This window comes from uncultured Jannaschia sp. (genome assembly GCF_947494055.1).
Lineage (GTDB): Bacteria > Pseudomonadota > Alphaproteobacteria > Rhodobacterales > Rhodobacteraceae > Jannaschia.
On sequence record NZ_CANLTR010000001.1, the window covers coordinates 207917 to 221781 of the forward strand.

A 13865-nucleotide genomic window follows, 5' to 3' on the forward strand; every position below is an offset into this window, starting at 1 on the left:
GCAGCACAGCGGCAGATCGACGTCCGAACGCATGCTGCGTGTTAGCCACCGGATACCGCTGCCGTGCCCGGCACAGTGCGGAGCACGGCAACCGCCGGTGATTTTGCGGCTCGTGACCGTACGCGGACCCGCATTGCCCGCGACATCGCGGATGCCATCGCGGCAGGCTGGCTCCGTGCCGGCGGGAATCGGTTTGCAATCCCCGCGCGCCCGGTCCAATCCGCCGCCGACGAGACCGATCGGACGGGCCGGAACGACCGACCACGCCGCGCGACGCGGCTTGCGGCGGTGGCGGGAATCGCGATATTCTTGAGCCCCGTGGTGACGCGATCCTGCTGACGGTCGCGCCATTGCTCCGAGCAGAGAACCACGGGGGACCGACCCAGTATGGCGCGTTTCATCTTCATCACCGGCGGCGTGGTGTCCTCGCTCGGCAAGGGGCTCGCCTCGGCCGCGCTGGGCGCGCTGCTGCAGGCGCGGGGCTTCACCGTGCGGCTGCGCAAGCTCGACCCCTACCTCAACGTCGATCCGGGCACGATGAGCCCCTACGAGCACGGGGAGGTCTTCGTGACCGACGACGGCGCGGAGACCGATCTCGACCTCGGCCATTACGAGCGCTTCACCGGCGTGGCCGCGCGGGCGACCGATTCCATCTCCTCGGGGCGCGTCTATTCCAACGTGCTCGAGAAGGAGCGGCGGGGCGACTATCTCGGCAAGACGATCCAGGTGATTCCGCACGTCACCGACGAGATCAAGGACTTCATCCGCATCGGCGAGGACGAGGTCGACTTCATGCTCTGCGAGATCGGCGGCACGGTCGGCGACATCGAGGGCCTGCCCTTCTTCGAGGCGATCCGCCAGTTCTCCCAGGAGAAGCCGCGCGGCCAGTGCGTGTTCATGCACCTGACGCTGCTGCCCTACATCAAGGCCTCGGGCGAGCTGAAGACGAAGCCCACGCAGCACTCGGTGAAGGAGCTGCGCTCCATCGGCCTCGCCCCCGACATCCTCGTCTGCCGCTCCGAGGGGCCGATCCCCGACAAGGAGCGCGAGAAGCTGGCGCTGTTCTGCAACGTGCGGCCCGAATCGGTGGTCGCGGCGCAGGACCTCAAGTCGATCTACGAGGCGCCGCTGGCCTATCACCGCGAGGGGCTCGATCAGGCGGTGCTCGACGCGTTCGGCATCAGCCCCGCGCCGCGCCCCAATCTCGCGCGCTGGGAGGACGTGGTCGATCGCATCCACAACACCGACGGCGAGGTCCGCGTGGCCATCGTCGGCAAGTACACGCAGCTCGAGGACGCCTACAAATCCATCGCCGAGGCGCTGACCCACGGCGGGATGGCGAACCGGGTCAAGGTCCGGGTGGACTGGGTCGACGCGGAGATCTTCGACCGCGAGGACGCGGCCCCGCATCTGGAGCGCTTCAACGCGATCCTCGTGCCCGGCGGCTTCGGCGAGCGCGGCACGGAAGGCAAGATCAAGGCCGCGCAATTCGCCCGCGAGAAGGGCATCCCGTATCTCGGCATCTGCCTCGGCATGCAGATGGCGGTGATCGAGGCGGCGCGGAACATGGCGGACCTGTCGAACGCGCGCTCCGAGGAGTTCGCCGGCGACATCGACCCGCGCGACTTCACGCCGGTGGTCTATCACCTGAAGGAATGGATCAAGGGCAACGCCAAGGTCACGCGCCGCAAGGACGACGCCAAGGGCGGCACGATGCGGCTCGGTGCCTACGACGCGGTGCTGAAGGACGCGTCCCGCGTGGCGGAGGTCTACGGCACCACCGCCATCGAGGAGCGGCACCGGCACCGCTACGAGGTCGACATCCGCTTCCGCGAGCAGCTCGAGGAGAAGGGCCTGCTGTTCTCCGGCATGTCGCCCGACGGCCGCCTGCCCGAGATCGTGGAGGTGAAGGGCCACCCGTGGTTCATCGGCGTGCAGTTCCACCCCGAGTTGAAGTCCAAGCCCTTCGCGCCGCACCCCCTGTTCCGCGACTTCGTGCGCGCCGCGAAGGAGCAGTCGCGGCTGGTGTGAGGCAGGGCTTCCGGCGACGGATCGAGCAGTGGCCTGCGGAAATGCAGACACGAGGGCTTGGATATGTTCGTAATGCGGAGAGGGTGGCTCCCGACCGCGGGTGGGGCCGAGGCCCCCGCCCGGGGGACGGTCGGGGGCTGCCCGACCTGACGGCCGGGCGGAAAGATCACGCCTCTCGACCTTGGATTTGATCCTTCGTTCTGGCGTCAGGGCTATTGGGTGCTCGTAAGGAGCTTTCCTCTCCGCCTCACCCCTCCTCGTCCGGCAGATACCGCCGCACGAGCTCCTGCCCCGCCTCCGAGGTCAGCACGTCGAGAAGCGCGCGGTCGAGGCGCTCGCGTAGCGCATCGCCCTCGGCCACGGCCATCGTCACGAGAACCGGGTCCCATTTCGTCGTGCGGACGCGCAGGTCGTGGCCGGCCCGGTCGCGCTGCCATTGCAGGATGGGCGCGGCGCCGACCGCCACGTCCACGCCGCCGGTCTCGACCAGGCGCAGGGCCGTCTCCGCGTCGGGCGCCGTCTCGGACACCACGCCGCGCCCGTCGAGGAAGGCCTGCGCCGCGCTGCCCTCGATGACGACCACGCTCCGGTCGCTCAGCGCTTCCGGCAGGTCCGGGCTGCCCCCGCCCCCGCCCGCCAGCGTGACGACGGCGGCGGTGAGCGAGGCGCTGACGGCAAGCCCGGTCAGCATCCAGAGCATCGCCACCGCCCGGCCCGCCACCGTGACCGGCGCCTTGTCGCCGTAGCCGATCGTGGTCAGCGTCACGCCCGCCCACCAGAACCCGTCGCCGAGGCCGCGCCTGGCATCCTCGCGGAACATCTCGGTGTTGCGCCGCCGCTCGATGAGCCAGACCACTGCGCCGACGACGAGCAGGAGCACCGCCACGCTCGCGATGATGCGAAGGAACTCGAGCGTCATCAGCCCGCGCACCACCGCGAGCGGGCCGCTGCCGACCTTCGACGCGTAGCCCAGCGTCGCGGTATAGACCGGATGCGTCAGGTCCGCCGCCGCCTCCAGCGCACGGTCCGCCTCCACCGGCAGGACGATGTCGTGATCGGCCAGCGCGGCGACGGGATCGTCCGCGACCGCCGTCATCTCGAAGTCGATCTCCGCCCGCTCGGCCACGAGGCGGAACAGGTCGACCGCGAGGCCGGTATGCACGCCGGTCCGGTCGCGGATCGCGAAGGGCGGCGCGTCGATCACCCCGACCGAGACGGTCTGGGACAGGGCGGGAAGCGGGAGGAGGAGAAGCGGGAGCAGCAGCCGGCGCAGGAAGGTCATGCCGGGTCAGCGCGCGGAGCGCCGCCGCGGTTCCCGCGACCGCGTTGTGCCCCAGCGGGACCCCGGCTAGCGTCGCGCCATGAACGATCTGCGCTTCCACGTCTGGGACGTGTTCACCGACACGCCCTTCGCCGGCAACCCGCTCGCCATCGTCGAGGCGGCCGGAGACCTGACGACCGGTCAGATGCAGGTGCTCGCCCGCCAGTTCAACCTGAGCGAGACGATCTTCCTGATGCCGCCCCGCGACCCCGCGCACACGGCGCGGGCGCGCATCTTCTTTCCGACGGCGGAGATCCCGTTCGCCGGCCATCCGACCATCGGCGCGGCGCTGTTCCTCGCCCGGCGCGACGGACACGCCGAGGTCGTGCTGGAGGAGGAAGCGGGCCGTGTCCCGGTCCGCATCGACGGCGACCGCGCGCAGTTCACCGCGCCCGTCCTGCCCGCGCCGCATGGCGGTCCGGTGGACGCGGCGCTCGCGGCCGAGGCGCTCGGACTTTCGGTCGATGCCATTGGCCCGCACGCGCCCGCGGCCTTCACGGGCGGGCCGGCCTTCCTCTACGTCCCGGTTCGAGATCGCGACCGCCTCGCCCGCGCCCGTCCGCAGGAGCCCGCCTGGACCGGCCTCGTCACGCGCATGGGCGTGACCGGCGCCTTTCTTTACGACCCGGACCTCAACGCCCGCATGTTCGCGCCGACCGCCGGCATCCCGGAGGATCCGGCGACAGGCGCGGCCAGCGCGATCCTCGCCGCGCAGCTTCTCGCAAACGATGCCCTGCCCGAAGGCACGACGCGGCGCACGATCCGGCAGGGCGAGGATATGGGCCGGCCCTCGGAAATCGGGTTCGAGGCGGACGTGGCGGAGGGTCGGATCACGGCGATCCGCATTTCGGGCAACGCGGTGCCGGTGGCCGAGGGGCGGATACGGGTTCCGCCCCCCTGAGGCTCAGAAGCCCAGCGTGAAGCGGCGGGTGACGCCGATGCTGGCGCGGAACTGATCCTCGTCCTCGGTGATCGGGCTGTCGGCGGCGTCGCTCTGCAGCTTTTCGTAGGTCACGATCGCATCGACGCCCCAAGTGTCGTTGATCCGGTAGCCCGCGCCGAACTCGACCCCGGCGGAGACGAGCCCGCCATCGGGGTCGTAGGCCGAAAGGTTGCCGCCGCTCGCCGCGGCCTCGTTGCCGGAGACGCCGAAATAGGTCTCCGCGTAATCGCCGTCAGCGAAGAGCGCGCGCGGCCCCGCACGCAGCGTGATCCGGTCCGTGGGACGTGCATAGAGGTCGGCGCCAAGCTCGCCCACGAAGGCCTCGTGCCCGAACGCACCGTAGCGGACCACGCCGAAGACGCGGTAATCCGGCGTCGCGTAGCGCAGGCCGCCGCCGATCTCGAGCGTCGCATCCACGTCGTCGAGGCCGTCGAGCTCGTCGTGGTCGCTGGTGTCGCGCTTGGACACGTAGCGCAGCGACCCCATACCGCCGAACCCGGTGGGCGCGTAGAGCGGGTCCGGATCGCCGAAGCTGAAGCCGCCGAGCCGCAGGTAGTTCAGCGACCCGCCGATCGCCGGGGCGGCCTCGTAGGAGTCGGAGCCGGGATATTCCGGCGCCGTGCCCACCCCGCCGCGCAGGGTGAAGCCGATGGCGGAACCGCCGCTCTGCGAGGACAGGGTCGGCGTGCCGAGCTCCTGCGCGGAGGCGCCCGCGGCGAGCGTGGACAGGACGAGGGTAGCGAGGAGTGTGCGCATGGGGCGAATCTCGTGGCAGCGTGATTGCGTCGATCCGACAGCTAGCACGTCCATCGCCAAAGACACGGTTGATCCCGCGAAATCTTGCGCCTTTGTTGCACGAACGCTAGCCCCCGCGAAATGCTGTCCTACCAACACGGATACCACGCGGGAAACGCGGCCGACGTGCACAAGCACGCGGCGCTGGCGCTGGCGCTGTCCTATCTGACGCAGAAGGACAAGGCGCTGAGCTATCTGGAGACGCATGCCGGGCGCGGGCTCTACGATCTCGGCGGCGCGATGGCCGCCCGGACGGGCGAGGCCGCGGCGGGCGTAGGGCGGCTCCTGTCGCGCTTTCCCGACGGGCACCCCTACCCCGTCGCGCTGGCCGCGATCCGCGCCGCGCACGGCCCGGACGCCTATCCCGGTTCGCCGCGCCTCGCCGCGCATCTGCTGCGCCGGTTCGACCGGATCGACCTGGCCGAGCTGCACCCCGCCGAGCATGCGGCGCTGATCGAGGCGATGCCGGCGAGCCCGAACACCCGCATCCATCGTCGAGACGGGCTGGAGATGGCCCGTGCGCTGACTCCGCCCGATCCCCGCCGGGGGCTGATGCTGCTCGACCCGTCCTGGGAGGTCCGGACCGAATACGAACGCCTCGCCGCGCTGCTGCCGCAGCTTCACCGCAAGTGGAACGTGGGCGTGCTGATGCTGTGGTATCCGCTCCTGCCCGACCGACGCCACGGCCCGATGGTCCGCGCGCTGCGTCAGGCGATCCCGGATCTGTGGGTGCACGAGGTCCGCTTCCCGCCGGCCCGCGCGGGGCACGGGATGGAAGGCTCCGGTCTCGCGGTGGTGAACCCGCCCTGGGGGCTGACGCAGGGGGCGTACGACCTGACCCGCATCTTCGAGGAGGGACCATGACCAAGGGATACTGGATTGCGCATGGCCGGGTGGATGACCCGGAGCGCTACGACCTCTACCGAGCGGCCAATGCCGCGCCGCTCGCCGAGCACGGGGGCCGCTTCCTCGTGCGCGGCGGGCCGCAGGAAGTGTGCGAGGGGGACGCGAAGCCGCGCACCGTGGTGATCGAGTTCCCGAGCTACGCCGCCGCCCGCGCCTGCTACGACAGCGACGCCTACCAGGCGGCCATCCGGCTCCGGCAGGGGATCAGCGAGATCGATCTGGTGATTGTCGAGGGCTGGGAGGGTTAGGCTGACCGATCATGCCCGGGACGGCGAGAGCCACCGAAGGCAGGCCCCGGCCGCGGGTGGGAGCAAAGCCCCTGCCCGGGGGGCCGCTCGGCGTGCCGCCGGGCGAACCGGACCCGTCCGTCCGCCCTCGCGAAAGGTTTACAGACCGTTAACCGCTCCGCCCGAGCTTCATCCGCGTCGACGAAGCAAGGACAGGTTCCACGGCCGGGCGGGTCACGCCGCCGACGGGGAATCGCGCGATAGACCCGGATGCGGGGAGGTGAACGCCCCCGCAGGCCCCGGAACCGACCCTCGCCCGAGGGCGGCTCCGTCCTCATCCTCGACCACCCCGGTCGTCCCCTAGCCAGACGCGCCAGGTTGGCGCCGACCCCGCCGCGGCATCCCGCCGACGGCGGCCGCGGCGCGCGCTCTGGCCGTGGCGCGGCATCGCGCCTATATCCGCGTCATGTTCGCCGATCTCCTCCGCCGCCTCACCACGCCCGAACCGGGCGACTTCACCGAACCGGATGCCCGCCTCGCGCTGGCCGCGCTGATGGTGCGGGTCGCGCGCAGCGACGGGCATTACGCGATGGCGGAGATTTCGAAGATCGACCGCATCCTCATGCACCGGCACGATCTCGATGCCTGGGGCGCCGAGGCGCTCCGCAAGGAGGCCGAGGATCTGGAGGCCGAGGCCCCGGACACCGTCCGATTCACTCGTGCGGTCAAGGACGCCGTGCCGCTCGAGGAGCGGATCTCGGTGATCGAGGCGCTCTGGTCCGTCGTGCTGGCCGACGGGGAACGCGACGCCGAGGAGGACGGGCTGCTGCGGCTTCTCGCCAACCTGCTCGGTGTCGCCGACCGCGACAGCGCGCTGGCGCGGCAGCGGGCCGAGGCGCGGCTCTGACGGATGGCCGTTACGGCACGCCCGCCCGGCCATTGCAATCCGATTGGAATTGCGGCGTAAACACGCGAACGCCAACCGAGAGAGCGCACCCTTGCCCGACGCGCCGCCCGTCCTCGAAATCCGCGCGCTCCACAAGGCCTACGGCCAGCTGGAGGTTCTCAAGGGCGTCGATCTTCTCGCGCGGCAGGGCGAGGTCGTCTCGCTGATCGGCTCCTCCGGCTCCGGCAAGTCGACGATGCTGCGCTGCGCCAACCTGCTCGAGGACAGCCAGCAGGGCGAAATCCTGTTCTGCGAGGAACCGGTGCGCTGGCGCGGGACCGGCCATGCCCGCCGCCCGGCCGATCCGAAGCAGGTCACGCGCATCCGCACCAACCTCTCGATGGTGTTCCAGTCCTTCAACCTCTGGTCGCACCTCACTATCCTGCAGAACGTGACCGAGGCGCCGATCCACGTCCTGAAGCGCGATCCGCAGGAGGTCGAGGCGGCGGCGCGCGGCTATCTCGACAAGGTGGGGATCGGCGACAAGGCCGATGCCTGGCCCGCGCAGCTCTCGGGCGGCCAGCAGCAGCGCGCCGCCATCGCCCGGGCGCTCGCGATGGAGCCGAAGGCACTGCTCTTCGACGAGCCGACCTCCGCCCTCGACCCCGAGCTCGAACAGGAGGTGATCCGCGTGATCCGCGCGCTGGCCGAGGAGGGGCGCACGATGGTCATCGTCACCCACGACATGAACCTCGCCCGCGACGTGAGCGACCACGTCATCTTCCTGCATCACGGCCGGATCGAGGAGGAGGGCGCGCCCGACCGCCTCTTCGGCGCGCCCCGATCCGAACGCCTGCGCGGCTTCCTGAACGCCGTCGCCGCCTGACCCCATCCCCGCCAGCCCCGACAACAGGGGCGGCCCAACACGGAGAGACCACATGAAGTTCATCGCCATCGCCGCCGCATTCGCGCTCGGGGGCACCGCCGCCCTCGCGCAGGACACCGTCCGCATGGGAACGGAGGGCGCCTACCCCCCCTACAACTTCCTCAACGATGCGGGCGAGGTCGACGGGTACGAGCGCGAGCTCGGCGACGAACTCTGCGCCCGGGCGGAGCTGACCTGCGAATGGGTCACGAACGACTGGGATTCGATCATCCCGAACCTCACTTCGGGCAATTACGACACGATCATCGCCGGCATGTCGATCACCGACGAGCGCGACGAGGTGATCGACTTCACCCAGAACTACATCCCGCCCGCGTCGTCGGCCTATGTAGGGATGTCGGAGGACGCTGATATCGAGACCGGCGTCGTCGCGGCGCAGACCGCGACGATCCAGGCGGGCTACGTCGCCGAGTCGGGCGCGACGCTGCTGGAATACGCGACCTACGACGAGACGGTGGCCGCCGTCCGCTCGGGCGAGGCCGACGCGGTCTTCGCCGACCGCGACGCGCTGGTGCCCACGGTCGAGGAATCGGCGGGCGAGCTCGTCTTCGTGGGCGACGAGGTCCAGCTCGGCGGCGGCGTCGGCATGGGCCTGCGCGAGAGCGACACCGAGCTGCGCGAGACCTTCGACGCCGCGATCGAGTCGATGAAGGCCGACGGCACCCTGAACGAGCTGATCGTGAAGTGGTTCGGCGAGGAAGCCGACATCTACGAGTGAATCCGTGTGGGGGCCGTGGATCAGGCTTCGCCGCTGGCTGCGGCCCCTGCCGACCGTGGGATGGGTATTCCTGCTTCGCTGGGATTACGGTTCCGTGGTCCCTCCTTTGCAGTGGCGGGCATATGAAACGATTCCGGGTCGGGCCGGCAAGGAACGCGATCTCGTCATCCCAGTCGAGAATTACGAGGCCGCGAGGGAGACGGCCAAGCGCCTCATGGCCAAGACGCTGAAGCCGGGCGCGGAAATCGTGGCCGTGCGCGCCGCGGACCGCCGCGACATCCCCGAAGAGTGGGATGGCCCACGCCTTGGGCCGCGCCGCCATTTCGGTTTTATCATCCCTTGGTACCGCAGCTGGGAGATGCTGTCTTGAAGGCGATTTTCCAAGAATGGGGCCGGCCGACGGAATGATCGCCGTCCGTCTGCGTCGCCGGGGTTTCACGATGCGGTTCACGAGTATAACGCGCCTTCAATTGCGCTCGCGGCGCTTCGTGCCGCCCTTCGCGCTGCATACCTGGTGGTCCATGCGGCAAGTCCGGGACAGTGTGGGTTTTTGCTCCGGCGCGATACTGGCGGATTGCGACCTGACCTTCTGGACGATGACCCTCTGGCGGGACGAGGCCGACATGCGCCGTTACATGAGCGCGGGCGCGCATCGGCAGGGCCATGCCGAAGCTTGCGCGGTGGTGCGACCAGGCGAGCGTCGTCCACTGGACCGCCGACGCGGCGCCGGACTGGGCAGAGGCGGAGCGGCGCATGCGAAGGGAGGGCCGTCCGTCGAAGGTCCGGCATCCGAGCCCAAGGCACGCAGAACTCGCCTTCGACCCGATCGATACGGGCCGCGTCGCGCGGGCGCTCCGGCTCGCGCCGGCGGATCGTCCCGCCACGGCCTGATCCGGTCGAGTATCGGTCCGGGTTCCCCTGCGCGGGGCAGGCCCGCCCGGTCGAGGACGGGCTGCCCGCAAACCGTCCAGGACCCGCCCGCTCCCGCGCCAAACTGCAACATTCGCCGGACGCGGCCCCGCCGCCGTCGCGTCCGCCCTTTCCGTTCCGGCCCGACCCCGGCTATCGTCGCGCGATGTTCGCCTGCGCCGATCCCGCCACGCTTGAGGGGCTTCCCTGGCTCCTGTGCTACCTGACCACGGGCAAGCACCTGTCGCTCTATTGGGCGGTGGGCACCGTGCTCCTGCTGCTGGCGATCACCGCGCCGGTGGCGATGGCCTTCGGCTTCGGCGGGGCGATGGCGGCGCGGTCGGGGATGGCACCGCTGCGCTGGTTCGGGAAGGGCTACATCGCGATCGTGCGCGGCGTGCCCGACATCGCGTTCTTCCTGTTCTTCGTGATCGCGCTCGACCAGGGGATCGAATACCTGCGCCACCGCGTCAAATGCCCCGACTGGGACCAGCCCGTCCGGCAGGGCAGCGATTTCCTCGTCTGCGCGGCGGCCAAGATGCCGCTCGGCAACGCGCCGCAATGGGTGCACGAGACCTACGGCTTCGCGCTCGCCGTGCTAACCTTCGCCATCGTCTTCGGCGCCTTCGCGGCCAACGTGCTCTACGGCGCGATGCGGGCCGTGCCGCGCGCGCAGGTCGAGACGGCGGAGGCCTACGGGATGTCGCGCCGGCAGACCTTCTGGCGCGTCACCGTCCCGCAGATGTGGACCTACGCGCTGCCGGGCCTCGGCAATCTCTGGATGATCCTCATCAAGGCCACGCCGCTTCTGTTCCTGCTCGGCGTGGAGGACATCGTCTACTGGGCGCGGGAGCTCGGCGCGGCCAAGACCGCGCGGTTCTCGGACTATCCGCATCCCGACTGGCGGATGTGGTACTTCCTCGCGCTCCTCGTCTTCTACCTCGCTTTCACCCGGCTCTCCGAAATCGTCCTCGCGCGGCTGTCGGTGCGCCTGAGCCACGGGCAGGCCACCGCGGCCGGCGAGCGTCTGCGCCGGGCGGGCGCCAATGCGGGGCCGCCCTGATGTGCTGGGAAACGCTCCTCGATTACGGGCTGCGCTCGCTGGGCATCGGCGAGCGCCTGCTGCCGCGCGCCGATTTCACATTCTGCCAGCAGGTCGTCCTGATCGGCTCGGGGATGATCTGGAACGTCTATTTCGGGATCCTCGCTCTGATCTCGGGCTTCCTGCTCGCGACGCTCGTGGCGACGGGCAAGGCCTCCGACAACGTGTTTCTCCGCAAGCCCGCGGAATGGTTCGTCTTCGTGTTCCGCGGCTCGCCGCTCTTCATCCAGTTCTTCTTCGGCTATTTTCTGTTCCTGTCGCTGAAGCAGGTCCTGCCCGCCGCCGAACCGTTCTCCTCGGCCTGGCTCGGGGCGCTCGTCGTGCTGTTTTTGAACACCGCGGCCTACTCGGCCGAGATCTTCTACGGCGGCCTGCAATCCGTGCCGAAGGGCGACCTCGACGCGGCCTCCGCCTACGGGCTGACCGGGTGGCGACGGTTCCGGCGGATCACCTGGCCCACGATGCTGCGGCTGGCCTGGCCGGCCTACACCAACGAGGCGATCTTCCTGTTCCACGCCACCACGCTCGTCTTCTTCAGCGGCTTCCCGGCGCGGTCGCAGAAGGGCGACGCCCTCTATTACGCCAGCTACTTCGCCGACAAGACGTTCAACCCCTTCGTGCCCTACCCGATCCTGGCGGGATACTTCATCCTGCTCACGCTCTGCATCATCGGACTCATGGGTTTCGTGAACGCGCGTCTGAACCGCCACCTGCCGCAGGCCGCCACCCGGCGGCCGCGCCTCCTGCCGCAGATCATCCGATGAAGGACCGGTCCACCGATCCTGCGGGCGCGGCCGCGGATGCCGAGCACCAGGGCGCGCCCGGCGGCTGGCTGCACGCGCATCCGCACATCCATTCGGTCCGCGTCGCCGCCTGCGACCTGAACGCCCAGGCCCGCGGCAAGCGCGTGCCGCGCCGCTTCGCCCATGCGCTCGAGACAAAGGGAACGCGGTTCCCCTTCTCGATCCTCAACCTCGACATCTGGGGCGAGGACATCGAGGACAGCCCGCTGGTCTTCGAAAGCGGCGACGCCGACGGCGCCCTCATCCCGACCGAGCGGGGCTTCGTGCCGATGCCGTGGCTCGACACGCCGACGGCGCTGCTGCCGGTCTGGATGTTCCACCACGACGGTCGTCCCTTCGCGGGCGATCCGCGCCACGCGCTGGCCGCCGTCCTCGGCCGCTACGCCGCGCGCGGGCTCACCCCGGTCGTGGCCACGGAGATGGAATTCTACCTCGTCGACGACTCGACGCGGCAGCTCCGCGTGCCGAAGGCGCCCGGCTCGGGCAAGCGGCGCCCGGGGGCGGAGACGCTGTCGATGCGGGCGCTCGACGCGTTCGACCTGTTCTTCACCGAGCTCTACGATGCCTGCGAGGCGATGGACATTCCCGCCAACACCGCCATCTCCGAGGCGGGAATCGGGCAATTCGAGATCGACCTCGCGCATCAGCCCGACGCGCTGAAGGCGGCCGACGACGCCTGGCTCTTCAAGCTCCTGATCCAGGGGCAGGCACGCAGGCACGGCTTCGCGGCGAGCTTCATGGCCAAGCCCTATCCGGATTATGCCGGCAACGGGATGCACGTGCATTTCTCGGTCCTCGACGCGGACGGGCGCAACGTCTTCGACGACGGGACTGCGAAGGGGTCGGACACGCTGCGCCATGCCGTGGCCGGGCTCCTGTCCGCCGCGCCGGCCTCGACGCTGGTCTTCGCGCCGCATCTGAACTCCTACGACCGGCTCGTCCCCGGGGCCCACGCGCCGACCGGGCTCGGCTGGGCCTACGAGAACCGGACCGCGGCGATCCGCATTCCCGACTCGCCGCACGAGCACCGCCGGATCGAGCACCGGATGTCGGGCGGGGACGTGAACCCGTATCTCCTGCTCGCCGTGATCCTCGGCGCGGCGCTGGCGGGGATCGAGGACCGCGCGACCCCGCCCGCGCCGATCACCGGCAACGCCTACGCGCAGGACCTGCCGCGGATCCCGGACGCCTGGGCCGCCGCGATCGAGCGGTTCGAGCGCGACCCGCTGACCCCGCGCCTCCTGCCGGAGGCGCTCGTCCGCAACATGGTCCTGACCAAGCGGCAGGAGCTGCGCGACATCGAGGATCTGTCGGAGGCGGAACGGCAGGACCTCTATCTGGACACCGTGTGAGCACAGGCGTCCTGCTGGCCGTGCTGGGCGCGGCCTTCTTTCACGCGGCGTGGAACGGGCTGGTGAAATCGGGCAGCTCCAAGGTCGGCGGCATGGCGATCATGACGCTGATCCAGGGGCTGGCCGGAGGCATGGTCGCGCTGGCCTATCCCTGGCCCGGCGCGCAGGTCTGGCCCTGGCTCGTCCTGTCGGGCGCGTTCCACGCCGGTTACAAGCTGTTCCTCGCCTTCGCCTACGAGCAGGGGGACCTGAGCCGCGTCTACCCGATCGCGCGCGGCGCGGCGCCGATGATCGTCCTCCTCGTCGGGCCGCTGATCCTGACCGACGTGATGAGCGGCGCCGAGATCGCCGGCATCCTGCTCCTCGGCACCGGCATCGCGACGATGGCGGCCGGCTCGTTGCGCGCGCGGGAGGCGCGGCGGCTGGTGCCCTACGCGCTGGGCTCGGCCCTGATGACGGCGGGCTATACGATCGTCGACGGCTCGGGCGCGCGGGTGGCCGCCTCGGCCGCACAATACGTGGGATGGCTGTTCCTGCTCGACGTCGCGATCTTCTCGCCGCTCGTCACCTGGCTGCGCGGACCGGGCCTCTGGCGCGCCGACCGACGGACCTGGGCGCTCGGCGCGCTCGCCGCGGCCTGCAGCTACGGCGCCTACGCGGTCGCGGTCTGGGCGATGACGGTGGCCCCCATCGCGCTCGTCGGCGCGCTCCGGGAGACGTCGATCCTCTTCGCCGTCCTCCTCGGCTGGGGTCTGATGGGCGAGCGCGTGGACCGCTGGAAGGCCGCGGCGGCGGTGCTGATCGTCGGCGGGGTTGCGGTGACGCGTCTGTAGCGTGGAGCCGGAGGGAACATGGCGACCGGACGACCGCGGCCTTGCGGCCCCCGCGCGCAGCGCCTAGCCTTGCGGCACGCATCGCAAGCGCAG

At 70.3% G+C, this 13865-nt stretch carries 15 protein-coding genes; 13 read left to right on the forward strand and 2 right to left on the reverse strand.

All coding sequences use genetic code 11. From position 1 onward, the window contains the following. Positions 1-387 precede the first annotated feature (387 nt). Positions 388-2031: a CTP synthase gene (locus Q1A87_RS01050; protein WP_299646156.1), complete on the forward strand. Its 1644-nt coding sequence runs from the start codon at positions 388-390 to the stop codon at positions 2029-2031. Positions 2032-2278: 247 nt separating this feature from the next. Here the strand turns inward: Q1A87_RS01050 and Q1A87_RS01055 are convergent, their stop codons facing one another. Beyond that, positions 2279-3313, reverse strand: a complete 1035-nt coding sequence (locus tag Q1A87_RS01055) for an ion channel (protein WP_299646158.1) — start codon at positions 3311-3313, stop codon at positions 2279-2281. Between the two features lie 79 nt (positions 3314-3392). Between Q1A87_RS01055 and Q1A87_RS01060 the strand changes: the two genes are divergently transcribed. After that, positions 3393-4253 carry a PhzF family phenazine biosynthesis protein gene (locus tag Q1A87_RS01060; RefSeq protein ID WP_299646160.1) on the forward strand — a complete coding sequence of 287 codons (861 nt, stop codon included), beginning with the start codon at positions 3393-3395 and terminating at the stop codon, positions 4251-4253. 3 nt (positions 4254-4256) lie between these two features. On the opposite strand, the gene Q1A87_RS01065 is transcribed toward Q1A87_RS01060, so the two are convergent. Continuing rightward, positions 4257-5051 (reverse strand): MipA/OmpV family protein, encoded by a 795-nt coding sequence (locus tag Q1A87_RS01065; protein ID WP_299646162.1) that lies wholly within the window; start codon positions 5049-5051, stop codon positions 4257-4259. A gap of 120 nt (positions 5052-5171) precedes the next feature. On the opposite strand from Q1A87_RS01065, the gene rlmJ reads away from it, so the two are divergent. From rlmJ to Q1A87_RS01120, 11 genes are all read left to right on the forward strand, one after another. After that, positions 5172-5954, forward strand: coding sequence for a 23S rRNA (adenine(2030)-N(6))-methyltransferase RlmJ (gene rlmJ, locus Q1A87_RS01070; protein ID WP_299646164.1), 783 nt, complete (start codon positions 5172-5174; stop codon positions 5952-5954). Next, the gene (locus tag Q1A87_RS01075; RefSeq protein WP_299646166.1) at positions 5951-6244 is read left to right on the forward strand and encodes a DUF1330 domain-containing protein; all 294 of its coding nucleotides are present in this window, start codon (positions 5951-5953) and stop codon (positions 6242-6244) included. The genes rlmJ and Q1A87_RS01075 overlap by 4 nt, the downstream gene beginning before the upstream one ends. Before the next feature lie 445 nt (positions 6245-6689). Further along, the gene (locus Q1A87_RS01080) at positions 6690-7130 is read left to right on the forward strand and encodes a TerB family tellurite resistance protein (protein WP_299646519.1); all 441 of its coding nucleotides are present in this window, start codon (positions 6690-6692) and stop codon (positions 7128-7130) included. 91 nt (positions 7131-7221) lie between these two features. Next, the gene (locus Q1A87_RS01085) at positions 7222-7995 is read left to right on the forward strand and encodes an ATP-binding cassette domain-containing protein (RefSeq protein WP_299646168.1); all 774 of its coding nucleotides are present in this window, start codon (positions 7222-7224) and stop codon (positions 7993-7995) included. Positions 7996-8047: 52 nt separating this feature from the next. Next, a complete protein-coding gene (locus Q1A87_RS01090; RefSeq protein WP_299646170.1) occupies positions 8048-8773 on the forward strand; it encodes a transporter substrate-binding domain-containing protein in 726 nt (241 codons plus the stop codon). Between the two features lie 214 nt (positions 8774-8987). After that, complete coding sequence (locus Q1A87_RS01095) at positions 8988-9143, forward strand: hypothetical protein (RefSeq protein ID WP_299646172.1); 156 nt, start codon at positions 8988-8990, stop codon at positions 9141-9143. A gap of 293 nt (positions 9144-9436) precedes the next feature. Further along, entirely contained in the window at positions 9437-9664 is a 228-nt protein-coding gene (locus Q1A87_RS01100) for a hypothetical protein (protein ID WP_299646173.1), read from the forward strand. Positions 9665-9848: 184 nt separating this feature from the next. Continuing rightward, positions 9849-10745, forward strand: a complete 897-nt coding sequence (locus Q1A87_RS01105) for an ABC transporter permease subunit (protein WP_299646175.1) — start codon at positions 9849-9851, stop codon at positions 10743-10745. Next, entirely contained in the window at positions 10742-11548 is an 807-nt protein-coding gene (locus Q1A87_RS01110) for an ABC transporter permease subunit (protein WP_299646521.1), read from the forward strand. Before Q1A87_RS01105 ends, Q1A87_RS01110 begins: the two co-directional genes overlap by 4 nt. Beyond that, positions 11545-12939: a glutamine synthetase family protein gene (locus Q1A87_RS01115; RefSeq protein ID WP_299646177.1), complete on the forward strand. Its 1395-nt coding sequence runs from the start codon at positions 11545-11547 to the stop codon at positions 12937-12939. Before Q1A87_RS01110 ends, Q1A87_RS01115 begins: the two co-directional genes overlap by 4 nt. Then, entirely contained in the window at positions 12936-13772 is an 837-nt protein-coding gene (locus Q1A87_RS01120; RefSeq protein ID WP_299646178.1) for a DMT family transporter, read from the forward strand. Before Q1A87_RS01115 ends, Q1A87_RS01120 begins: the two co-directional genes overlap by 4 nt. Positions 13773-13865: the final 93 nt, after the last annotated feature.